We start from the raw sequence: 21,803 nt of genomic DNA, 5'->3' as shown, positions 1-21,803 counted from the left end.
AGCCCTTCACCGTTTCATCGCGCCGTCGGCGATCGCGTTCGCCGCGTCACCGATGGCCACGCCGACGATCTCCAGTCGGCGTACCAGTTCCCGCTCCTTCATCGCGTCCGCCGTCAGCTCCCCCGAGAAGATCCGCGAGATCTCGTACTGGTACATCCGCCGAATGGCCCCGCCCGCCTTCTTCGCCTCCAGCGCGTCCCTGGCCACCACCGAAGGCCGGGAGGCGAGGTCGCGGACGGCGCTCTCGAGTGCGTCGATGCCGACGATGACCTGGTCGAGCAGGGGAGTGAAGCGCATCTGGTCGGGCACCCGGTAGAGGTGGGATTCGCGGACGAAGTCCCGCAACGAGTCCAGCACGTCGTCGATCGAGCGCGACAAGCGGAACAGGTCCTCGGGGTCGATGGGCGTGACGACGGCGGTTTTCAGCTCTTCGACCAAACGGGCGCGTTCCTCATCGCCGAGGTGCTCGATCGAGCGCATCTGCTCGTGCGCCCCCGTCCTGCCCACCTCTCCTCCGATCATGGCCATCGCCAGCCACGCGCCCTCCTTGGTGGCCTGGAGCTGCCCGAGCAGCGCCTCCGTGAGCGCGCTGTCCATGCGACCGGTCATGAGATCCCTGATCCGCCGTAGCCGCTTCATTTCCGCACCCCCTTCACAACAGCGTCAATCCCCTCACCAGGGCGGCGAGGGCCCAGCTCAGCAGCGCGCTCGCCGGCAGGGTCAGCAGCCAGGCCGCGCCGATCTTGGCGGTGGCGTACCAGCGGACCCGGCCGCCACCCTGTGCCATGCCGGCGCCGATGAGGCCCCCGGCGACGGACTGTGTCATGCTCACCGGCATGCTGGCGACCGCGCAGGCGATCACCGCCACGCCCGCGGCCAGCTCCGCGGCCACCCCGTGCGCGGGCCGGGAGACGATGAGCTCACGGCTGAGCGTACGGCCGGCCTTGGGCAGCCCATAGAGGGTGCCGAGGCCGAACAGGACGGCCACCAGCGACGTGTACGCGGGCGGTGCGTCCTGGAAGCCCAGCGCGATCATGAACACGGCCAGCATCTTCTGCCCGTCGTTGGCCGCGTACGCGAAGGTCTGCAGCAGGAACCCGGCCCGGTGCCAGCGCGCGAGTCCCCGAGCCGTCGTCACCGCCACCAGCACCCGGACGAGCGCCCACGCCAGCAACCCCCCGACGATGGGCGCCGCCACGCCGAACGCCAGCACCAGCGCCACCGAGCCGGGCGAGACCGGCAGCCCCCAGCCCAGCGCGGCTCCCGTGAGACCGCCCACGACGGCCAGGGTGAGGCTGGTCGGGCGGCCTTTCGCGCTGAGCGCGGAGACCACGGCCAGCGCGGAGATCACCGCGAGCGTCATCGCGATCTCGCCGCCGGGCGCGCGGAAGCCGGCCAGCCTCGTCGCGAAGGTCAGCGCCACCTGGTGCGTGCCCAGCGGAACCAGCGCCACCATCACGACCAGGGCGAGGATGCCGGTGGCCGGGCGTACCGTGGGCAGCTTGAGCCCGGTCGCGAGGAGGGCGCCCCCGTCGTTGACCCCGGACACGACCGCGAACAAGCCCGCGACCACGATCAGTACGACGGCGTCCAAAAGCGCGCACTCCATCCAGGCCCGCCCCGTTGGGGCGGGACACGTGATACTCGCGGCAAGCGTCCGTAATGCCCGACAACTACCCAAGATCGAGGCTCCCACCGCCCACGCCGGGTACCCTCGGCCATGCCACCGACGCTGCTGTCGCGAGGTAGCGGTGGTGGCGGTCGGCGACCGGTACGCTGCCCAGATCAGCCTCAAGGCGCCCAACGATCCCATGCCCGCGAAAGTGTGAAGACGCATGACCAGCCCCGCCGAATACATCCTGACCCTGTCCTGCCCCGACCGGCCCGGTGTGGTGGCCGCCGTCTCCGGCCTGCTGGCCGGGCACGGATGCAACATCACCGAGAGCCAGCAGTTCGGCGACCGGGTCGCGCAGCGCTTCTTCATGCGCGTGCAGTTCGCGGGACCGCTGGGCGAGGACGAGGTCAACGCGGCCTTCGCGGCGCTCGCGCCGGACTTCGCGATGGAGTTCAAGGTACGCGACGTCGCCAGGAAGCCCCGGGTGCTGATCATGGTCAGCAAGTTCGACCACTGCCTGAACGACCTGCTCTATCGGGTCAGGTCAAGGACCTTGGACATCGAGATCGCCGCGGTCGTCTCCAACCATCCCGACCTGCGGCCGCTCACGCAGTCGTACGGCATCGACTATCACCACCTGCCGGTCACCCCGGAGACCAAGCCCAGGCAGGAGGCGGAGGTGCTGGCGCTGGTGGAGCACTATCAGGTGGACCTGGTGGTGCTGGCCCGCTACATGCAGGTGCTCTCGCAGGACCTGTGCGGGAAGCTGGCGGGAAGGGCGATCAACATCCACCACTCGTTCCTGCCGTCGTTCAAGGGCGCCAAGCCCTATCACCAGGCCCACGACCGGGGCGTCAAGCTGATCGGCGCCACGGCCCACTACGTGACCTCCGACCTGGACGAAGGGCCGATCATCGAGCAGGAGGTGGCCAGGGTCAACCACAGCCACGCGCCTGAGGACCTGGCGGCGATCGGGCGGGACGTGGAGTGCGTGACGCTGGCCAGGGCGGTCAAGTGGCACGCCGAGCAGCGCGTGCTGCTGGATGGCCACAAGACCATCGTCTTCCCGCGCTAGCTGAGACTCTCGTCGATGGCGCCGACGAGGAAGGGGCCATCGAGCAGTGCCGGGGTCAGCGGCACACCGGTGATCCCGGCCGCCAGCACGAAGGCCCGTGCCAGTCCGTGCTCGGACAGGTCATCCCACACGGCGTCGTCCTCGGACTCCTCCGGTGGCAGTCCGACCTCGCGCATCAGCTCGTTGAGCCGGTCGGTGTCGCTGCCGTACCGATCGCAGGGCCGGACCGGGGTGAAGGAGGTGACGGTCGTGCCGTCGACGGCATAGGTGAAGTGGTCCTCGGCGTAGTCGTGCCGCCCGACGGCCACCATCTCACATCCCTGGGACAGCCGGGCAACGCTCTCTCCGAGCGTCGCGCACCAGCCCCATAACTCGACGGCCAGGCTCCAGGCGCCTGCCTTGACGACCCCGACGTGCCCACCGCCCTGCCCGCCGCCCGTCTCCTGAACGAACTCGAACACCTCCTCATCCAGCTCCTGGAAGGTCATCTCCCGCCCGGGAGGCGCTTCGGGGCCGAACCTGCGCAGCACCTCGACGGGGTCGAGCCCGCGGAAGAAGGACACGCAGTAGATGTCGCCCAGCGGGTTTTGCGGGCTCCCATCGGGGGCTTGCAACCAGCGGTAGGAGGCGAGGAGGTCGGTCGTCATGGCACGACATGCTGCCAGGCCCCACCGACAGAACCACCGGACGACGGAGGGTCCCTGCCCCGATCAGCTTGCCTCTGTCGACCGCGTCGCATAGGGCCGCAGCGCAGCGCCGGGGCCGGCCTCGACCGTGGCCGGCCCCGGCGTGCTCACACCTTCGACGTCATAGCCCGAGATGCGTGGCGAGGAAGGTCAGCGTGTCGGCCGACAGGTCGACCGACCGGCTCACCGAGCGGGCGCCGTGCCCCACCTCGGCCTCGTTGCGCAGCAGCACCGGCCGGTCGGCCGCCGAGGCGTGCTGCAGCGCCGCGCACATCTTCCACGCGTGCAGCGGGTGCACGCGCGTGTCCGACTGGAAGACGGTGAAGAGCGTCGCGGGGTAGGCCACCGCCTCCTTGACGTGGTGATAGGGCGAGTAGCCCCACAGCCAGCCGAACTGCTCGGGGTCCTCGGCGGAGCCGTATTCGACGTTCCAGGTGGCGCCGAGGCCGAACTTCTCGTACCTGATCATGTCGAGCAGCGGCGCCGAGCAGACCACGGCCGAGTACAGCTCCGGGCGCTGCGTCAGAGCGGCCCCCACCAGCAGGCCGCCGTTGGAGCCGCCGGAGATGCCGAGCTGCGCGGCCGTCGTCACCCCGGTCTCGATGAGGTATTCGGCGGCCGCGTGGAAGTCGTCGAACACGTTCTGCTTGTTGGCCAGCATGCCCGCGCGGTGCCAGTCCTCGCCTTCCTCGCCGCCGCCGCGCAGGTTGGCGATGGCGTAGACGCCGCCGGCCTCCACCCAGGTCAGGATCGACGCCGAGTAGCCGGGGGTCATCGACAGGCCGAAGCCGCCGTAGCCGTACAGGATCGTCGGCCGCGGGCCGGGAGCGTCGTCGGCCGGGGAGATGATCAGCATGCGGACGTCCGTGCCGTCCTCGGACCGGTAGACGACCTGCTGGGTGCGCACCTCCGGCACCTCGACCGCGCCCGGCGAGGCCGCCCAGAGGGTGGTCTCGCCCGTCCTGGCGTCGTAGCGCTGGATGGTGGGCGGCGTGGTGTTGTCGGTGTAGCCGAACCAGGCCTCGTGGCCGCCCTCGGGGCGCTCGGCGATGCCGCCGATCGAGCCGAGCCCGGGCGTGGGCACCTGGCCGATCCGCTCGCCGGTCGCCAGGTCGTGAACGGTGATCTCGCTGATCGCGTGGCGGGTCCAGCCCACCAGCATGACCGGGCGCTCCAGGTCGTCGAGGATCGCGAAGTCGCTCAGCACCGCCTCAGGGTCCTGGGGGATCAGGTCGCGCCAGCTCTCGAAGCCGGGCGTGGCCGGGTCGGTGACGCACACCCTGGCCCTGGACGCGTCGCGGTCGGTGTGCACGTAGAGCCTGCCGTCGCGGCCGAACACCAGCCCGGTCTGCGCGTCCACCCCCTCCTGGACCACCTTGAGGTCGGGCCGGTCGAGCTCGGACGCGGTCAGGTCGGCCACCCAGAGGTCGTTGCGCGGCGCGGTGCCCTCGTGCGCGGACACCTGGAGCCAGCGGCCGTCACGCGAGACGGACACGCCGTAGTAGTTGGTCATCTTCAGGCCCTCGCCGAAGATCATCACGTCGTCCTCGGTGGAGGTGCCGACGCGGTGCAGATAGACGCGGCGGTGGAACTGCGTCTCGTTCTCCGGCACCTCGGTGCTCGGCAGCCTGCGTACGTAGTAGAACGCCTCGCCGCCGGGCAGCCAGGCGATCGGGGAGTAGCGGCAGCGGTCGATTGGTCCCTCGACGCGCTTGCCCGTCGCCACGTCGATGACGTAGAGGATCGACTCCTCGTCGCCGCCCACCGAGATCTGGTACGCCAGCAGGCGCCCCTCCTTGTCGGGCTGCACCGCGTCCAGCGTGGTCAGGCCGGACGGGTCGATCGCCATCGGGTCGATCAGCGCCCGCTCCGTCCCGTTGGCGTCGGCCACGTAGTAGACGGCGTGCTCCTGGTCGGGAGTGCGGCGGGAGAAGAAATAGCGCTCGCCGCGCCACGTCGGCGTGCCGACCGAGCCGGACCTGAGCAACTCGGCGATGCGGCTCTTGAACCGCTGCGGCCCCTTCTGCCGGCTGAACAGCTCGGCCTGCGCCAGCAGCCAGTCCTTCGTCTCTGGACTGTCGGGATCCTCGAGCCATCGATAAGGGTCCGGAACGGGCGTTCCGTGCAGGATGTCCATGATGTCTTCGCGCCGGGCGATCGGGTACGGCTCACGCGTCATGGACGGAACCCTATGCCAACGCGGACGCGTAAAGTGCTGGTGAAGTGGGCATAAAACGTACCGTGCGTCCCTCTGGTCATCCCACCGGGAGCTTTTTGGGGTGGCGGGGACCACGGTGCAGACGCCAGACTTGGTGATAGGACGGTGCCGTGGTGACCATCCGCTGGGCCGTCCGGCGGAGGTCCACGTGACGGAAGCACAAGTGCCCCAGGAGGGGCCGACAGGCGGGACATGCCGCGGCATGTCCCCTTTGATACGCGCGCAGCAGGGAGAGGCCCGATGACGCGCCAAGTCCTGCTGCTAAATGCCACCTATGAGCCACTGACCACCCTCTCTCTGCACCGTGCCATCGTGCTCGTGCTCCGGGAGAAGGCCGACGTCGTGCATCGCGACGGCCGGGGCGCGGTGCTGCGCTCCGCGAGCTGCACGCTCGACGTGCCTTCGGTGATCAGGCTCCGCAGATACGTCCGCATCCCCTACCGCTCGCGCATCCCCCTGACCAGGGCCGCTCTCATGCGGCGCGACAACTACCGCTGCGCCTACTGCGGCCAGCGGGCCGAGACCATCGACCACGTCATCCCGCGGTCCCGGGGTGGCACCCACACCTGGGAAAACTGCGTCGCCTCGTGCACGACGTGCAACCACAGGAAGGCCGACAAATACCTGGAGGAGCTGGGGTGGACGCTACGCGTCAGCCCGGCGGTGCCACGGGGCGCCCACTGGCGGCTCATCGGCGCGACGCTCGTCGGAGACCCTCAGTGGGCGCCCTACCTCGAGGCTGCGGCCTGAAACCGCTTTGAGCCAGAAGGTTCCAGCCTGACACCATGAGTAGGCATGTGGACCTTCACCTCAGATGTTGAGGAATACGCCGCGGTCGCCGAGCCGTTCCTGCTCGGCGACCCCGTCGGCAACACGGTCGCGCTGACCATCCTGGCCAACCTGCGGGCGGGCATGCCCGTCAAGGATCCCCTCTTCGGCTGGTGGAGGGTCGACGGTGAGGTGCGGGGCGCGGCCTTCCGTACGCCGCCGCATCCCGTCGGGCTCGCCGTCATGCCCGTCGAGGCCATCGCGCCCCTGGTGGCGGAGCTGCGCGACGACCTTCCCGGGGTGGTGGGACGGGTGGAGCTCACCGACGAGATCATGCGGCTGCTCGGCAGGCCCGGGCGGGTGGTGTCGGAGCGGCTCTACCGGCTCGGCACGCTCTCCGTCCCCGACGTGCCCGGTCAGGGCAGGCCGGCCGTTCCGGCCGACTTCCCGCTGCTGGTGAGCTGGTATCAGGCGTTCGGCGACGAGGTCGGCATGGGGGAGGGCGACGTGGCCGAGCGCGTCGCGCATCGCCTGGCGGGGCGGCAACTGTTCTTGTGGGAGGCGGGCGGGGCACCGGTCTCGCTGGCGGGGCTCTCGCCCGCGGCCGGCGGAGTGTGCCGCATCGGTCCCGTCTACACGCCGCCGTCGTGCCGCAGGAACGGGTACGGCGCCGCCGTCACGGCATACGCCAGCCAGATCGGGCTGGCCGAGCGCTGCCGGCAGGTCGTGCTCTTCACCGACCTGGACAACCCGACGAGCAACGCCATCTACCAGGCCATCGGCTACGAGCCCGTCTCCGACTACGCGCATTTGACTTACCCTTAGCTCATGCCGCGTTACGAGTTTCGCTGCCGCGCATGCGGCTCCACCTTCGAGGTGTCCCGTCCCATGTCGGCCTCCGGCGACCCGGCGCCCTGCCCGGAGGGCCACGACGACACCGTCAAGCTGCTGTCCACGGTGGCCATGACCGGCGGCGCCGCCGCACCGCGGCCCAGTGGTGGTGGCGGTTGCTGCGGCGGCGGTTGCTGCTCCTAGGAAGCGCGCGCCGCGCTGACCGTCGTCTCCGAGCCGGTCAGCGTGCGCACCGCCAGCCGGGCGAGGTGCTCGACCGTGGCGATGCCCGTCTCCATGGCCGGGCTGCGCTCCGACAGCACGGCGATCAGCAGCTCGTGCCCCCGCACGACCAGGCGTCCCACGCTGTTGATGGTCCACAGCCCGTCGTGTTCGTGGGCGGGCAGCCACCCGTTCTTGAGCGCCACCTCGCCCCGGGGCGCGGCCGCGCTGACGCCCCACGCCTGGTCCGGCAGCACGGATGACATGAGGTCGAGCGCGTAGCGCCGGTTGTGCTCCGACACCGGGCCGCCGGGGTCGGTGAGCCGTTCCAGCACCTCGACCTGGTCGGAGGGGAGGCTGCGGGTCGATCCCCAGGAGAGCCCGGGCCCCGGCGAGGTGTGGTCGATGCCCAGCCCGCGCAGCGCCTTGGCCAGCCCCTTCCGGCCGCCGATGGTCAGATAGAGCTCGTGTGCGCAGTCGTTGTCGCTGTTGCGGATCATCCGTGCGGCCAGCTTGCGTTCATAGTCGCTCAGCCGCCGCCGCTCGCGCTGCTTGTCCAGCAGGAACGCCAGCAGGATGTCCACCTTGCCCACGCTGGCCAGCATGAACGGCGCGCGCTCGTGGAAGGCGTATCTGGCGCCGGTCGTACGGTCATAGACGGCCAGTGCCGCCCGGCCGGGCCGATCGCGCAGATAGCGCTCCAGCGCCTGGTCGAGAGCGCGCCGGTCGTCCTGGGACAGCGCGCTCTCCACGACGGACTCCGGCTGCCCGGCCGTGGCGGCCGGGCGCGGGGTCACGAGCGGGTTGGCGGCCCAGCCGGGCGCGGCGGCCAGCAGGGCAATGGCGATGAGCGAGATCCCCCGTACGCGCATGTGCGGGAGCCTGCCATCCGTCACCCCAAAGGCCGGGGTCGCGCCCGGTCAAGCGCCGGTCATTTCCTCAGGCGGCCCTGCTGCCGCGCTTGCGGCGCTGGAACGGCAGGAACCGGTCGGCCAGGTGCGGACGGGACGGCGTGAGCGTGGGCTCGACCGCGATGATCCGGTCGAACCTGAACGCCCTGATCGCCCGGCGCATCCTGCACACGCCGACCAGGTACCAGTATTCGCGGTGGACCAGGCACGTCACCGGCTCGACGTCACGCGCGGTGATCGCGCCGGCGGCGTCCCGGTAGTGCAGGCGGATCATGAGTCGGCTGCTGATGGCGTCGGCGATGAGCCTGGCACGGGAGGCGACCTCCACGGGCAGCGGCTCGGTCAGCGTCGTGAGCGTGGTGGCGATGACGTCGTCGTCGAGCTCCAGGTGCTCCAGTGCGTGCTGCAGGCCGCGCCGGGCGGTGACGGCCTGGGGGCCTGCTCCGAGGTGAGCGAGGGAGAGTGCGAGGGCGGCGATCTCGGCGGTCGTCAGCGGGCGAGTATCGTGCTTCACGACTGTCGTCATACCCCAAGAATAGGGATGACCACCGACAATTTTCGAAACTCTGTGCGGCAGGCGACAGGGTTATCGCCTGCCGTACAGGGTTTAGTGGCCCAGTTGGGACAGGTCGCGCGAGGCGCCCGTCGAGGCGGACGTCGTCATCGCCGCATACGCCTGGAGCGCCACGCTCACCGGCCGGTTGCGCTCGCGCGGCCGGTAGCGGCCCAGGTCGGCCAGCAGCCGCGCACGCCGCTCGGCCAGCTCGGCCTCGGGCACGCGCAGCTCCATCGACCGGTTGGGGATGTCGATGTCGATGATGTCGCCGTCCTCGACCAGCGCGATCGTGCCGCCCTCGGCCGCCTCGGGGGAGGCGTGGCCGATCGACAGCCCGGACGTGCCGCCGGAGAAGCGGCCGTCGGTGACCAGCGCGCAGACCTTGCCCAGGCCCCTGCCCTTGAGGAACGAGGTCGGGTAGAGCATCTCCTGCATGCCGGGGCCGCCCTTGGGGCCCTCGTAGCGGATGACCACCACGTCGCCCGCCTTGACCCGTCCGCCGAGAATGCCCTCGACCGCCTCATCCTGCGACTCGAACACCACCGCAGGCCCGCTGAACGTCCAGATCGACTCGTCCACGCCGGCCGTCTTCACCACCGCGCCGTCGCGCGAGATGTTGCCGTAGAGCACGGCCAGGCCGCCGTCCACGGTGTAGGCGTGCTCCAGGTCGCGGATGCACCCGGCCGCCCGGTCGAGGTCGAGGGAGTCCCAGCGGTTGTCCTGCGAATAGGCCTTGACCGTGCGCACGTTGCCGGGCGCCGCGTGCCACAGCTCCACGGCCTCGGGCCGCGTTGCCGGCGACTTGACGTCCCAGGCGGCCAGCAGGTCGGCGAGCGTGCCGCCGTTCACCGTGGGCACGTCGCGGTGCAGCAGGCCGGCCCGGTCGAGCTCGCCCAGGATGGCCGGGATGCCGCCGGCGCGGTGGACGTCCTCGACGTGGTATTTGTTCGTGGCCGGAGCGACCTTGCACAGGCACGGCACCCGCAGCGAGATCTCGTTGATCTCCTTGAGGCCGAAGTCCACGCCCGCCTCGCGGGCCGCGGCCAGGATGTGCAGGATCGTGTTGGTCGAGCCGCCCATCGCCACGTCGAGCGTCATGGCGTTCTCGAACGCCTCGCGGGTCGCGATCGAGCGGGGCAGCACCGACTCGTCGTCGTCCTCGTAGTAGCGGCGGGTGATCTCCACGAGCTGCCGGCCCGCGTCCTCGAATAGCTGCTTGCGCCGCTTGTGCGTGGCCAGGATCGTGCCGTTGCCGGGCAGCGCCAGGCCGATGGCCTCGGCCAGGCAGTTCATGGAGTTGGCGGTGAACATGCCCGAGCACGAGCCGCACGTCGGGCAGGCGCTCTCCTCCATCTCCAGCAACTCGGCGTCGGAGACGGAGTCGTCGGCGGCGGCGATCATCGGGTCGATCAGGTCGAGCTTCTTGCCCGGCGTCTTGCCGGCCTCCATGGGCCCGCCCGAGACGAAGATCGTCGGGATGTTCAGCCGGAACGCGGCCAGCAGCATCCCCGGCGTGATCTTGTCGCAGTTGGAGACGCAGATCAGCGCGTCCGCGCAGTGCGCTTCGACCATGTATTCCACGGCGTCGGCGATCAGCTCGCGCGACGGCAGCGAGTAGAGCATGCCGCCGTGGCCCATCGCGATGCCGTCGTCGACCGCGATCGTGTTGAACTCGCGGGGGATCGCCCCCGCCTCCCTGATCGCGGCCGACACCACGTCGCCGACCTCGCGCAGATGCACGTGGCCCGGCACGAACTGGGTGAAGCTGTTGGCCACCGCGATAATGGGCTTGCCGAAGTCGCTCCCGGCTACGCCGGTCGCCCGGAGCAGGGCCCGGGCACCGGCCATGTTCCTGCCGTGGGTGACTGTACGTGACCTGAGGGCGGGCATTGGGCATCTCCCATCGCTAGCGAGTCTTCACATGGTACGGCCATCGCCCGCTAACTGAGACGCCTGTCCACACGCCGGACGGTTGCTTACCGGATCGTGGCGCAAATCAAGCAAAAGGGGCCGACAGTCGCCCGAATCGGGAGGAACGCGGCTTCACAGGTCGAGAGAGTCAGGTTCACGCCGGTCGCGGCCGCCAAGCCGGGTCCCGAGGACAGGACCGACGACGACCACGCGGGAGAGCCCGCGACGCGGGAGTGCCGGCGTGCGGGTTCACGCAGATCGGCGTGTGCGGCGACATCACCCGGGCCGGCAAGAAGGAGGTCTTCCCCTGGTGCGGCTCCATCCCGGAGATCCACCGCTGGGCGGCAGCCGGACCCGTGGGTTCAGCCCTCGCCGTAGCGGGCGGGCAGCACCTGGGCGGCGATGTCGTAGATCCGGTCGATCTCGCTGTCGGTCAGCGCCCGCTCCCGCTTGGTGATCCACTTGCGGGCCCGGTCGCCCTGGTAGACGTCCACGCCGCGGATCGTCATGATCTTCCACGGCACGGGCGGGCCATAGATCGCGAGCGAGGGCACGACCGCGATCTCGCGGCCGAACGACTTGCTGATCAGCTCGCTGGCCTGCGACGCCTCCCACTTGGCCTCGTTGAGGCGGGCCTTCTGGTCGAAGGGGCCGTGGAAGAGCTTCTTGCCCATCTGCACGCGTACGGGCAGGCGCTTGTCCCACTTCTCGGAGTCGACCGCGTACACGCCCGTCGGGCCCACCACGAGATGGTCGATCTGGGCCTCGCTGTTGGGGATCGCCCTGGCGTGCAGCGTGCGGTAGCCGTTGCGCTCCAGCTTGCGAAGCTGCGCCTCGGTGCGCCGCTCCGCCACCGACGAGCGTCGCCAGGCGGGCACGGAGGAGTTGGAGCGCGCGCGATAGACGGCCTCGGCGATGGCCGCGACCACGCCGGCGGTCACGCCCACCCGCCAGTCGGCCACGAGGAAGCCCACCACCAGGGCAACCGCGATCGCCACCAGCAATCGGTTGCGCAAGCGGCGGAAACGCGGCTGTTGCAGCAGGCTGCGCACGGACGCGCGCTCAACCGGCGCGTACGTGGAGGTGGGCGCCGAAGGCCTCGCGGCGGCGGTCTGCTCGCTCTCTGGCCGCTCGCTCACCCAGATCGGTGACGCATTGTGACCGTCTTCTCGCTGGTTGTCGGAGTCCACGTCACTCACCGTAGCCCGCGAATCTGATCGATTCCTAGTGCTGCCCAGTCCATAGTTTTATGGCTCAGCTCATCGTGTTCCACACCCGATTACGGGGTATTACTTACATTCTTCTCTAGAGAAGTGCCCGTCCTGGACAAGATCATACCGACACTCCCGCAACAGGTCTGGCCGGACCCGCTCACGGGGTTTACGTTCTTGGTGTGAACAGCGCGGCAGAGATCCTGCTCTTTCTCATCGGGGTGTCCATGGGGCTGTTCGTGCTGATCAGCCTGCTGGTCATGGTGCCGGGGCGCGACAGCCGGCGGCGGCTCGAGTCCGGCCCGATCTGGTTCGGCGGTCCGTCCGGGAGCGAGCGCGGCGTGAGCACCTCCGACCTCGTGCTGGCCGACCGGGTGGCCCATTGGGCGGACGTGCCCGAGATCGACTGGGTGGCCGCGGCCGAAAAGGCAGAGCCCGGCAGACGCGTCGGCGGCGCTTCCGCCGGATGGTGAGGCGACCATGCGAGGACTGACCACCGCACAAGCCGACGACATCAGGAACGCCCTGCGCGCCGCCGGACGGCGCAGCGGGCTGCGGTTCGGCCTGTTCCTGGGGGAACCGGCCGGGGGGCGGCGGCACTTCGCCGAGCGCCTGCACGCCGCACTCGGCGACGAGGCCGACGACGCCGTGGTGATCCTCGTGGACGTCAAGGGCCGGGGGCTGGAGATCGTGACGGGGGAGAACGCCCGGCGCCGGCTGAGCGACAGCGCCTGCCGCCTGACGGCGATGTCCATGGCCACCGCCTTCAGCGCGGGCGACGTGGTGGGCGGCGTCCTCTACGGCATCTCCTCCCTCGCCCAGCAGTCCGCCGCCCGTCCCCGATAAACCCGAAAAAGATCATCTTTTACGGCAAGCCGGCTTACCCGCACGCGCCGTAGCCGGTTGCCGCCCGTCATGGCCGGTCGTGAAGGCCCACATGGTGCTCGCCGTAACGAACGCACGCTTGCCCGGCACCATGGCGACTCGGGCACCGGCAACATGGGCCAAGTGGGCACTGTCGCGGTGGGCGGTGACGTGGGCACCGGCTAAGCAGGCGCCGTGGCAGCGCGGTGACTTGGCCACGGAAAAGCACGCGTCGTAGCGGTGTCGTGGTGACTTGGGGCTGGTCAAGCGTGCGCCGTTGCGGCGGGGCACCGGGGAAGCCGGGAAGCGTCTCCCTGGAGGGCCGGTCACCAAGGGGCGGCGGGTGGTGCCCACTTGGCACCGCCGTAAAAGATGGATGTCCTTAACCGGAGTGGCACCGCCGTAAAAAAGCGGTCTCAACCGAAGTGCGGCGAGTTAGAGACGTGAGAGCAGGTTGGCGATGTGGTCGCTGACGCCGTGGAGGAGCGTGGACGGTGCGATCGGGGTTGCGGCGATGGCGGAGAACAGCGATGGCAGACCCGGGAGCGGGAAGCCGTCGTCCTTCAGCGCCGCCGCGCCCACGGGGTTCTTGTCCAGTGCCGCACGGCTGCGTTCCCAGGCGTCCAGCATCTCCTCCGGCGACGGCACCCCGAACCCGTGCCCCACCGGCGCCGCATGCCGCAGCCGCACCAGCGGGGTCTCGGCGAAGGCCAGCGCCGTGCGGGCCCGCAGGTGCAGGTCGGCACGCGGCTCCGGCGCGATCCAGTCCATGGCCGTGCAGGGGTTTCGGCAGGTGGCGACGCACACCGCGAGCGCGCCCGCGACCTGGCTGTGCTGCCGGTCGAAGTACGCACGCCAGCCCTCGGCCGGCTCCCCAGCCACCCGCAACGTCCGGTTGGTGGCGGACTGCTCGGACTTGGTGTGATCGCACTCGCGGTCGCCGATCACTCCGAACCTGCTGCCCTGCCCGCTCAGCCCCGCCGGCCAGCGGGCCGGATCGCCGGCGTGGCCCAGCTGCGGTTCGAAGGCCAGCAGCGGCAGGTATTCGCCGGCGATGTGCACCGCGGCGATCATCGGGCTCAGCTCCCGCCGGTGCCACCGCACAGCGATCACCTCGAGCAGCAGCTCGTATGCCGGTCGCAGCGACTCCAGCGCGCCCCGCGGCTGCTCGCGCGGCGTCTGCGGCATGTGGCAGGCCCGCGCCCGTCGCCTCAGCTCGGCGGGCACGCCCTTCGCCTCGGCCGCAAAGTCCTCCGCGTCGAGCGAGAGCAGCAGGTGCCCGAACTCGCACACCGCGGCGATCTCGGTCGTCGGCGCGAGCGCGCCGAGATCGGCGAAGGCGTAGCGGCGGGCCAAGGCGATGAGCAGGTCACGACTGTTGTCCACGCGACGACCTTCTCACGATCCGGGGACGCTCACGGACATGGCTCCCGCACGCACTGGATGTCGTCGGTCGGCTGGCCGATCGTGGGTTCCTCGGGGCCGGGGGTGGTGGGCTCCGGCTCCTGCGTCGGCTCGTCCGACGGCTCCTTCGTGGGCTCGGACGTGGTCGGCTTGGAGGTGGGCGTCGTCGTCGTGGTCGGTGTGGCGGTGACGGTGGGCGTGGGGCTGGGCACCGGCGTCGCGCGCGTCGGCTTGGCGCTCGGGAGCCGCTTGGTCGGCGGCGCGGACTGCCTCTTGGTGACCGTGGGCGGCGTGGGCGTGGGGGAGACCGTGGTCGAGGTGCCGCTGACGGCCGGCTGCACCTCCTCGTCGGTCATGGGTCCGGCCGGCAGCAGCCAGACGGAGCCCGCCACGGCGGCGGACGCGATCACGGCGGCGGCCACGGTGAGCGCCACCCGCAGCGTTCGACTGCGGCTGCGGCTGCGGCTGGGGCTGGGGCTGGGGCTGGGGCTGGGGCGTGGCACGGGCAGCGTGGCGGGAGAGGCCATCGCGTTGCGCGCGGCCTCGGCCATCGTCGCGGCCGTCGGCCAGCGCTGGCCGGGCGCCTTCTCCAGCGCCCGCGTCACCACCTGCCGCGGCCCCGGCGGCACGTCCTCGGGCAGCGCGGGGACGGGGGAGTTGAGGTGCTTGAAGATGATCTGTACGGGGGTGTCGCCCTGGAAGGGGAGCTGCCCGGTGAGGCATTCGTACGCCACCACGCCCAGGCCATAGATGTCGACCGCCGGCGTGACCTCACTGGCGGCGGCCATCTCCGGGGCGCAGTAGCCGGCCGAGCAGAGCATCGTGCCCGTGGCCGTCAGATGCCCCGCCGAGACCGAGTGCGCGATGCCGAAGTCGGTGAGCGCCACGCCGCCGTCGGGCCTGATCATGAGGTTGGCCGGCTTGACGTCACGGTGGACGATGCCCTGCGCGTGCGCGGCGGCCAGCGCGTCAGCGACCTCGGCGACCAGGCGCATCGTGGCGGCGGGGCCGAGCGGGCCGCGGTGCAGGAGGCGGTCGAGCGACTCCCCCTGCACGTATTCCATGACCAGGAAGCTCACCTGGCGGCCGTCGACCTCGCCGGTGCCGTAGTCGTAGACGTCGACCACGCCGGGATGGCGCAGCGTGGCCATGGCTCTGGCTTCGTTCTGGAACCGCTGGATGAAGGTCGGGTTTTCGGTTAAGGCGGGCGTGAGCACTTTGACCGCGACCGCGCGCCCGAGGACCGTGTCGTCGGCACGCCACACCTCGCCCATGCCGCCGCCGCCGAGGCGGTCCGCCAGCACGTAGCGGTCGTTGAGTGTGGTACTTGGCCCGAGCACGTACTTGAGGCTAACACCGCGCCTTCGATGACATCGCCAAGTCGAGGCAGGCCATCTGAGCTCCTCGCCGCGGAGCGCATCGGCGGCTCAGAACGTGCCGGCGGTCGTGCCGCCGTTGCCGCTGGCCGGGGTCGTGAAAGAGGTGTTGGCGCCCGGCTGCCACTGGTCGGCGGTGTCGGGATAGCCGGACTCCTGGCGTTTGACGCACTTCCACTCGACGGCCGTGTTCGGCGGGAGCTTGCCGACCGTGCCCGTCCACGACGGGTACGCCGTGGGCGACAGCTTCACCGCGCCGGCCACCGACCAGGACCCGAGCTGCGGGACGCTGCCGACGGCGTAGACCGACTGGCCGGGTGTGGTGGTGCCGTTGTCGCACCTGAACGTCATCGACGCCGGCGCCTGGCCGAGCGTGAACGCGAACGCCTTGGCCGTGGTGACGCTCGCGCTCGCCGCCTTGGCGACGATGAGGTTGCCCCCCGCGTTGTACCAGCCTGCGGCGGCCGCGTCGAAGGCGCTCTTGGTGGCGTGCTGGGTGAGCGGGGAGCCGTTCAGCGTGACGGCCGACGCCTGGGTGTCGGCGACCAGTTCCACCACGGTGGGGCGGCTCGCCGGGGCGCCGCTGTAGGAGCCGGTGGAGGGGGCGACGGTGATGGTGGCCGTGCCGCCGCTGAGCTGCTGGCTGATCTGGGTGGTGCGGACGGCGCCGCCCTGGTACGCGGTCGTCGCCCCATCGTCCTCATAAAGGGTGAAATTTGTGGATGTAGTGGCCGGATATACCCGGGCGATCAGCTCGTTCCTGGTCGTGCCGTCGGTCCGTTTGCCCACCACGTTCATGGTCTTGCCGTCCACGTGCGCCTTGGGGATGATCGCCCCGGCGCGCGCGAAGGCGGGCAGCCGGAACGCGCCGTTGACCCACAGCGGGCGGTCGTTGAACCACTGGCCGGAGCTGGTGAGCTTCTCGCCGGTGGCGTAGTCGTACCAGGTGCCCGCGGGCAGGTAGATGTCCCGCTCGCGCTCGTTCGCGCCCGCCACCACGCCGACCAGCAGGTCACGGCCGATGAGCTTCTCGTGGCCGGCTTCGCGGACGTTCGGGTCGTTCTGGTAGTAGTGCACCAGCGGCGGCACCACCGGCTCGCCGAAGAGGTGGGCGCGGTGGGCCAGCGAGTAGTAGTAGGGCGCGAGCTCGTAACGCTGGCGCAGGTTGGCCAGGTTGCTCGCCTTGTGCCCGATCTTGTCGGGTGAGGTCTGCGCGCAGTTGCACAGGTTCTCCGTGTGCGGCCGTACCGGCACCTCGAACCAGGCGCCGCTGGCGAACCACTGCGTATACAGCTCGTTGAGATCGGAGTTCAGCATCTCCCTGCGGAAGCCGCCGATGTCGGAGCCGTAGTAGTCGATGCCGGACATCGACATGTGCAGCTGCGCGTTCTGCTGCTGGGCCAGCGCGGTGAGCTTGGAGCCGATGTCGGCCGACCACATGGCCACGCCGTGCCGCTGCATGCCCGCCGCGCCGGAGCGGGCGAGCATGAACGGGCGTTTGCCGGAGGAGGCGTAGCCGCGCGCGACGCTCTCGGCCCATTTGAGGTTGTAGACGTTGTGGTAGTCGGCGTGGGCATGCTTGCCGGGCAGCACGCCGGAGGTCCAGTCCGCGGCGTCGTACATCTCCGGCTCGCCCAGGTCCAGCCAGTGGCCCTGGATGCCCTGGCCGATGAGCGGCTGCCGCTTGAGCCCGTGCCAGTAGTCGGCGGCCGCGTCCTGGGTCCAGTCGATCATGCCGCCGCGGCCCCACCAGTCGTTATTGGTCAGGTAGACCGGGGCACAGCCGGAACAGCCCGCCCTGACGAGGTAGCCGCGGGAGGCGAGGTCGGCGTGCTCGGGCAGGTTCTTGCCGACGTAGGACTCCTCGATGGTCATCAAACCGACGCCTTTGGTGGCTGCGTAGTCGGAAATGGTGGCCGAGGGGTTGGGAAAGGCTGTCGTATCCCAGGAAAGCGTGCCCATGCGGGTGTTGTCCGACCCGGCCGTCACCCCGCCGAACCACGGCAGGTCCAGCACGAACCCGTCCACCGGGAACGCGTCCGCCCGCAGCCCGTTGAGCCGGTTGTCGATCTCGCTCCAGCTGTCGTAGCCGAACTCCGACACCCACATGCCGAACGCCTTCTTCGGCGGAACCGGCGGCCGACCGGTCAGCTCCATGTAGTCCTTGCGCAGGTCCGGCAGGTCGGGCCCGGTCATCGTGTACCACCTGAGCTGGTCGCCCCAGGTGTCCACCGTCCATGGGTCGCCGGTCAGGTTCCACTCCTGCTTGTAGACCTGGTCGAGCAGCAGGCCGTAGTTCAGGTTCGCCGCGCCCACCGCGAACAGCACCGGGATCTGCGCGTTGCCGACCGGGCCGTTGTCGGTGTCGAAGACCATGGCGTTGCCGTACGGCCCGCCGGGGGAGCGGGTGCGGCCCACCCAGTCGCCGTCGGCGTTGCCGCCCATGAAGAACTGTTCGCCCAGCCCGTACGCGTTCTGCATCGAGCCCTTGGTGATCGTCAGGCCCTTCCACGCCTGGGCGAGGTTGCGCGGGCACGCCTCGTACAGCGGCCGCGCCGGGTCGGAGACCTTGACGCAGAGCGTCCCCGCCGCGACCTCGACCTTCATCGAGGCCGTGGTCAGCGTGTTCCCCGACTGGGTGAAGCTCGACGGGCCCGGGTAGTCCTTCTTCGCCACCTGCGGCGTGGCGAAGATCGGCGAGTTCACGCCGGGGCCGGCCCCGTTGGCGAGCTCGAAGTGCACGAGGTCGTCGTCGAGGAACTCCACGATCAGGTACGCCGAGCCGCTGGTGAACTCCACCCGCTGGACGGCCGCCTGCGCGGACGAGGCCACCGTCATGGGCAGGAGCAGGGCCGACAGGAGAACGAGGGCGCGTGTCATGGCCGGGCCACCACCAGGTTGTCGAGGTTGATGCCGCCGGTGTTCGCGGCGTCATAGGAGATCTTGATGGTGTGGGCGCCCGCGGACAGCGAGGTCGTCAGCGTGGCCGTGCCCCAGGTGTCCCAGTTCGCCAGCGGGGGCAGCGACAGCGTGCCGGCCGGCGCTCCGTCCACGTAGACGGCCCTGGTGGCGGCCACCGTGGTCGAGTAGCGGAACTTGAGCTGGTGACTGCCGGACGTGTCGGCCTTGACCTGGAACGTCACGGCGTCGCCCGAGGTGGCGAAGCCGTCCACGAAGCCGGTGCCGGTGTAGCCGGGGTGGTCGGTGCCGGCCGAGGTGCCGGTGCCCGTCGCGAACTCGGCCTCGTACGCGGCCTTGTCGACGCCGTTGAGCGTGACCGTCCTGCTCGCGGCGCTGCTCGCCAGCTTGACGTGGGTGAGCTGGTGCACCGGGTCCCACCACCAGCCCTCGGCCGCCGCCTTGAGGCCGGCGAGCGTGGCCCGCGCGGTGGCGCCGGTGACCGAGGCCGGCTTCGTGCTCGCGACCTGGAGGGTGCTGGTCGTGGTCAGCGGCGGCACGGTGACCGTCACCGCGTGCCCGGCCCAGTTCTCCGCTGAGGTGACGGTGCGGGTGGCGTTCGCGGCGTCCTCGAAATATGCGTACGACGTGGTTCCTGAGGGATAAATCCGGAACGTCAGGTTGGTGTAGTTGTCCACGCTGTTGCCGATCTCTCCGCCGAGCTGGTAGTCGGCGTTGAGATTGAGCGGGATGATCGCGCCCGGCTTGGCATAGACCGGGATCGTGTCCAGGCCCGCGTTGTAGGTCTTGGTGCCGGGGCCGGTGAAGCGGCCGCCGTTCCACAGGTCGTACCACTCGCCGGCGGGCACGTACACGTTCTTCGACGTCGCGCCCTGCGCGGTGATCGGTGCGACGAGGAGCTGCGAGCCGAACATGTACTGCTGGTCCAGGGCCGCGGCCGTGGCGTCGCCGGGGAAGGCGAAGCTCATCGCGCGCATCATCGGCACGCCCGTGGCCGCGCCGGCTTTGGCCTCGGTGTAGAGGTAGGGGATCAGGTTCATGCGCACGTTGGCGAACGCGCGGAACGCCGGCACCACGCGCGTGTCGCCCGTGCGGGCCTGCACGTTCCACGGCGTTCGGGCCTCCGACGTGCCGGGATCGGCCTTCTCGGAGTGGTACTGCATGATCGGCGAGAACGTGGCCTGCGCCGCCGACCGCAGGTAGAGCTCGGCGCTGGGGAAGGACCCCGTGAAGCCCGCCAGGTCCCAGGCCATGTACGGCACTCCCGACTGGCCCGCGCTGAGCTGGGCCCTGACCGCCTCCTGGAAGGCGGAGAAGCTGGAGTTCTGGTCGCCGGCCCAGAAGATCGACCTGGTCTGGGCGCCTGCCGTGCCGGCCCTGCTGAAGATCGTGCCGTCCGGCCTCTTGCCCTTGACGTAGGCGTTGTATACGCCGGTGTAGCTGTTGGGGTAGGCGTTGTGCATCTCGTCGCCCTTGCGGCCGTCGGCGAACTTCACGTTCCTGCCGAAGATCGCCTCGCTGCCGTCGGTCTTGAAGCCGTCGATGCCGATCTCGTCGATCAGGTAGTCCCGCTTGCTCATCCACCAGTTCGCCGCGGCCGTGCTGGTGAAGTCGGGGACCATGCTGTCCCCGAACCACTGGCCGGTCGGGATGCGATAGGGCCCGTTAGTCGGATTTTTCGCGACATATCCCTGCGACTCCGCGTACGCCTTGTCGTTCAGGTGCTGCTGCGGCGCGGTCGGCGGGTTGCTGTCGAAGTTCTCCTTGAACACCGGGATCTGCCAGAGGATCACCTTGATCCCCTTGCTGTGGGCGTTGTCGACCATGGCCTTCGGGTCCCGCCACGCCGTGCCCGCGGGGAAGGTCAGGTCACTGTAGGAGAGTCGGCCGCTGCCCGGTGTGGGGGTGTACGTCGCGCCGTGCCAGACGTAGAAGGTGGCCTCGTCGCTCCACTGCTCCAGCACCATGGCCGTGTGTGGAATCTTGTGCGTCGCCACGTTCGCCAGCTCCGCGTCGACTTCGGCCTGCGTGTTCCACTCGTTGGCCGACATCCACACGCCGAACGCCCATTTCGGTGGAAGCTGCGGGCGGCCCGTGGTCGCGGTGTAGTCGTCCACGATCTTGGCCGGGGTGCCGGCGTAGAAGTGGTAGTCGAGCGTCGAGTTGAGCCCGCCACCGGTGTCCACCGTGAACCCGGCCAGGTCGCTCAGGTGGGTGTTGAGGTTGAAGACGGCGTAGCGAGTGGTCGGGATGTAGATCCCGTATCCGGCCGAGTTCAGGAAGAACGGCACGCTCAGGTACGTGCGCCGCGTCGCTCCCTGGTCCCTGTACTGGTTGTAGACATAGTTGTGCACATCGGTGCCGCGCTGGTCGAGCCGGTCGTAGCGCTCGCCGAAGCCCTCGAAGCGCTCCCCGGCGGGGGACATGAAGTGATCTTCAATCTTGGTGATCGTGGTGGCGCCGTCGCTGGCCCAGCCGATGTTCCGGAACGTCGCGGGGTCGTACTGGCGGGTGATCAGCGTCGTCCCGTCACCCTTGTAGACCGACAGCCGGTAAGGCGACTTCTGGATCTTCAGGACGAGCGAGCTCGTGGAGATCGTGAGGGTGCTCGCGGAGTCGGTCACCGTATAGCCGGAAATACCGGAAATGTTCAGACCTTGCCCGCTTGGGGCGATCTGGGTTCTGAAGCGGTCGAGCGCCGGGAACGCGAAGCGGATCTTCGGCGTGAAGCTCCCCGCGCTGTCGCCGGTCGTGACGTCCACCGACGTGCCGTTGTTCGTGTAGCCGGTCACGTTCGTCACCGTGCTCCACGAGGTGACCGTGAACGAGAACGGGCCGGCGTTCTTCTGCCCGCCCCCGTTCACGTCCGCGTTGACCGTGTAGGAGATCTTGTCGCCCCGGGCGAACGACCCCAGGTCGATCTTCCAGTAGCTGTTGTTGCCGCTGTTGTGGTCCCAGGCCGCGCCGATTGGGGGCTGGTTCGCCCCGTTCTTCGTCCAGGTCACCCACACGCTCTGGCCCGGTTCGATCGGCCAGGTCGTCACCTTGATCTGCACCGGTTCACCCGCCATGGGGTCGCGCGGCACGCGTTCCGTCGGCTCCGCCGAGTAGAGGTCGTCGGTTCCGGTCGGGTTGTGGTGGATGCCGTCGAGCGCGAACGCGGGCACGGCGGCGTAGGAGGCGAGCAGGGCGATCGCCGCGACGACGGCGCCCGACCGTAACACGACCACGGGGTG

General features: G+C 69.8%; 18 protein-coding genes. 6 read left to right on the top strand and 12 right to left on the bottom strand.

Going from position 1 to position 21,803, the window contains the following annotated elements:
• Positions 1-6: 6 nt before the first annotated feature.
• Together ACTMTI_RS45280 and ACTMTI_RS45275 are read right to left on the bottom strand one after the other, a co-directional pair.
• Positions 7-639, bottom strand: a complete 633-nt coding sequence (locus tag ACTMTI_RS45280) for a DUF47 domain-containing protein (RefSeq protein WP_441127032.1) — start codon at positions 637-639, stop codon at positions 7-9.
• Positions 640-652: 13 nt separating this feature from the next.
• On the bottom strand, positions 653-1,594 hold the full coding sequence (locus ACTMTI_RS45275) for an anion permease (RefSeq protein ID WP_441127031.1): 942 nt from the start codon (positions 1,592-1,594) through the stop codon (positions 653-655).
• A gap of 241 nt (positions 1,595-1,835) precedes the next feature.
• On the opposite strand from ACTMTI_RS45275, the gene purU reads away from it, so the two are divergent.
• Complete coding sequence (purU, locus tag ACTMTI_RS45270; protein WP_441127030.1) at positions 1,836-2,690, top strand: formyltetrahydrofolate deformylase; 855 nt, start codon at positions 1,836-1,838, stop codon at positions 2,688-2,690.
• On the opposite strand, the gene ACTMTI_RS45265 is transcribed toward purU, so the two are convergent.
• Both ACTMTI_RS45265 and ACTMTI_RS45260 read right to left on the bottom strand, forming a co-directional pair.
• The gene (locus ACTMTI_RS45265; protein ID WP_441127029.1) at positions 2,687-3,337 is read right to left on the bottom strand and encodes a DUF6461 domain-containing protein; all 651 of its coding nucleotides are present in this window, start codon (positions 3,335-3,337) and stop codon (positions 2,687-2,689) included. The two genes, purU and ACTMTI_RS45265, sit on opposite strands and share 4 nt — an antisense overlap.
• 160 nt (positions 3,338-3,497) lie before the next feature.
• Positions 3,498-5,555, bottom strand: coding sequence for a prolyl oligopeptidase family serine peptidase (locus ACTMTI_RS45260; protein WP_441127028.1), 2,058 nt, complete (start codon positions 5,553-5,555; stop codon positions 3,498-3,500).
• A 279-nt stretch (positions 5,556-5,834) separates the two neighbouring features.
• Here ACTMTI_RS45260 and ACTMTI_RS45255 point away from each other — a divergent pair, with 279 nt between their 5' ends.
• The 3 genes from ACTMTI_RS45255 to ACTMTI_RS45245 are packed head-to-tail and all read left to right on the top strand — an operon-like array spanning position 5,835 to position 7,397.
• Positions 5,835-6,344, top strand: coding sequence for an HNH endonuclease (locus tag ACTMTI_RS45255; RefSeq protein ID WP_441127027.1), 510 nt, complete (start codon positions 5,835-5,837; stop codon positions 6,342-6,344).
• 45 nt (positions 6,345-6,389) lie between these two features.
• A complete protein-coding gene (locus tag ACTMTI_RS45250; protein WP_441127026.1) occupies positions 6,390-7,187 on the top strand; it encodes a GNAT family N-acetyltransferase in 798 nt (265 codons plus the stop codon).
• Positions 7,188-7,190: 3 nt separating this feature from the next.
• Positions 7,191-7,397, top strand: coding sequence for an FmdB family zinc ribbon protein (locus ACTMTI_RS45245; RefSeq protein WP_441127025.1), 207 nt, complete (start codon positions 7,191-7,193; stop codon positions 7,395-7,397).
• Here ACTMTI_RS45245 and ACTMTI_RS45240 read toward each other — a convergent pair.
• From ACTMTI_RS45240 to ACTMTI_RS45225, 4 genes are all read right to left on the bottom strand, one after another.
• Positions 7,394-8,287 carry a serine hydrolase gene (locus tag ACTMTI_RS45240; RefSeq protein ID WP_441127024.1) on the bottom strand — a complete coding sequence of 298 codons (894 nt, stop codon included), beginning with the start codon at positions 8,285-8,287 and terminating at the stop codon, positions 7,394-7,396. The two genes, ACTMTI_RS45245 and ACTMTI_RS45240, sit on opposite strands and share 4 nt — an antisense overlap.
• A 67-nt stretch (positions 8,288-8,354) precedes the next feature.
• The gene (locus tag ACTMTI_RS45235; RefSeq protein ID WP_441127023.1) at positions 8,355-8,852 is read right to left on the bottom strand and encodes a WYL domain-containing protein; all 498 of its coding nucleotides are present in this window, start codon (positions 8,850-8,852) and stop codon (positions 8,355-8,357) included.
• A gap of 81 nt (positions 8,853-8,933) precedes the next feature.
• Positions 8,934-10,772 carry a dihydroxy-acid dehydratase gene (ilvD, locus tag ACTMTI_RS45230; protein ID WP_441127022.1) on the bottom strand — a complete coding sequence of 613 codons (1,839 nt, stop codon included), beginning with the start codon at positions 10,770-10,772 and terminating at the stop codon, positions 8,934-8,936.
• A gap of 383 nt (positions 10,773-11,155) precedes the next feature.
• On the bottom strand, positions 11,156-11,983 hold the full coding sequence (locus tag ACTMTI_RS45225; protein WP_441127021.1) for a nuclease-related domain-containing protein: 828 nt from the start codon (positions 11,981-11,983) through the stop codon (positions 11,156-11,158).
• Positions 11,984-12,186: 203 nt separating this feature from the next.
• On the opposite strand from ACTMTI_RS45225, the gene ACTMTI_RS45220 reads away from it, so the two are divergent.
• Positions 12,187-12,477 (top strand): hypothetical protein, encoded by a 291-nt coding sequence (locus ACTMTI_RS45220; protein ID WP_441127020.1) that lies wholly within the window; start codon positions 12,187-12,189, stop codon positions 12,475-12,477.
• A 7-nt stretch (positions 12,478-12,484) separates the two neighbouring features.
• Positions 12,485-12,850: a TPM domain-containing protein gene (locus tag ACTMTI_RS45215; protein ID WP_441127019.1), complete on the top strand. Its 366-nt coding sequence runs from the start codon at positions 12,485-12,487 to the stop codon at positions 12,848-12,850.
• Between the two features lie 453 nt (positions 12,851-13,303).
• Here ACTMTI_RS45215 and ACTMTI_RS45210 read toward each other — a convergent pair whose 3' ends face one another.
• The 4 genes from ACTMTI_RS45210 to ACTMTI_RS45195 all read right to left on the bottom strand — a co-directional run bounded on the left by ACTMTI_RS45210 (position 13,304) and on the right by ACTMTI_RS45195 (position 21,797).
• On the bottom strand, positions 13,304-14,254 hold the full coding sequence (locus ACTMTI_RS45210; protein ID WP_441127018.1) for a hypothetical protein: 951 nt from the start codon (positions 14,252-14,254) through the stop codon (positions 13,304-13,306).
• 29 nt (positions 14,255-14,283) lie between these two features.
• Complete coding sequence (locus ACTMTI_RS45205; protein ID WP_441127017.1) at positions 14,284-15,612, bottom strand: serine/threonine-protein kinase; 1,329 nt, start codon at positions 15,610-15,612, stop codon at positions 14,284-14,286.
• 87 nt (positions 15,613-15,699) lie between these two features.
• The gene (locus ACTMTI_RS45200) at positions 15,700-18,528 is read right to left on the bottom strand and encodes a TIM-barrel domain-containing protein (protein ID WP_441127016.1); all 2,829 of its coding nucleotides are present in this window, start codon (positions 18,526-18,528) and stop codon (positions 15,700-15,702) included.
• Complete coding sequence (locus ACTMTI_RS45195; protein ID WP_441127015.1) at positions 18,525-21,797, bottom strand: TIM-barrel domain-containing protein; 3,273 nt, start codon at positions 21,795-21,797, stop codon at positions 18,525-18,527. The genes ACTMTI_RS45200 and ACTMTI_RS45195 overlap by 4 nt, the downstream gene beginning before the upstream one ends.
• Positions 21,798-21,803: the final 6 nt, after the last annotated feature.

Source organism: Nonomuraea sp. H19, from assembly GCF_052068215.1.
In the GTDB taxonomy this organism is placed as follows: domain Bacteria; phylum Actinomycetota; class Actinomycetes; order Streptosporangiales; family Streptosporangiaceae; genus Nonomuraea.
Note: the sequence above shows the minus strand (reverse complement) of the source record. Positions and strands in the feature narration are given on the sequence as shown.

What these genes read in the sequence shown, in the direction of transcription:
- ACTMTI_RS45280 (WP_441127032.1), bottom strand. Translation starts at nt 639, where the DNA reads ATGAAGCGGCTACGGCGGATCAGGGATCTCATGACCGGTCGCATGGAC.
- purU (WP_441127030.1), top strand. Translation starts at nt 1,836, where the DNA reads ATGACCAGCCCCGCCGAATACATCCTGACCCTGTCCTGCCCCGACCGG.
- ACTMTI_RS45265 (WP_441127029.1), bottom strand. Translation starts at nt 3,337, where the DNA reads ATGACGACCGACCTCCTCGCCTCCTACCGCTGGTTGCAAGCCCCCGAT.
- ACTMTI_RS45260 (WP_441127028.1), bottom strand. Translation starts at nt 5,555, where the DNA reads ATGACGCGTGAGCCGTACCCGATCGCCCGGCGCGAAGACATCATGGAC.
- ACTMTI_RS45255 (WP_441127027.1), top strand. Translation starts at nt 5,835, where the DNA reads ATGACGCGCCAAGTCCTGCTGCTAAATGCCACCTATGAGCCACTGACC.
- ACTMTI_RS45250 (WP_441127026.1), top strand. Translation starts at nt 6,390, where the DNA reads ATGTGGACCTTCACCTCAGATGTTGAGGAATACGCCGCGGTCGCCGAG.
- ACTMTI_RS45245 (WP_441127025.1), top strand. Translation starts at nt 7,191, where the DNA reads ATGCCGCGTTACGAGTTTCGCTGCCGCGCATGCGGCTCCACCTTCGAG.
- ACTMTI_RS45240 (WP_441127024.1), bottom strand. Translation starts at nt 8,287, where the DNA reads ATGCGCGTACGGGGGATCTCGCTCATCGCCATTGCCCTGCTGGCCGCC.
- ACTMTI_RS45235 (WP_441127023.1), bottom strand. Translation starts at nt 8,852, where the DNA reads ATGACGACAGTCGTGAAGCACGATACTCGCCCGCTGACGACCGCCGAG.
- ilvD (WP_441127022.1), bottom strand. Translation starts at nt 10,772, where the DNA reads ATGCCCGCCCTCAGGTCACGTACAGTCACCCACGGCAGGAACATGGCC.
- ACTMTI_RS45215 (WP_441127019.1), top strand. Translation starts at nt 12,485, where the DNA reads ATGCGAGGACTGACCACCGCACAAGCCGACGACATCAGGAACGCCCTG.
- ACTMTI_RS45200 (WP_441127016.1), bottom strand. Translation starts at nt 18,528, where the DNA reads ATGACACGCGCCCTCGTTCTCCTGTCGGCCCTGCTCCTGCCCATGACG.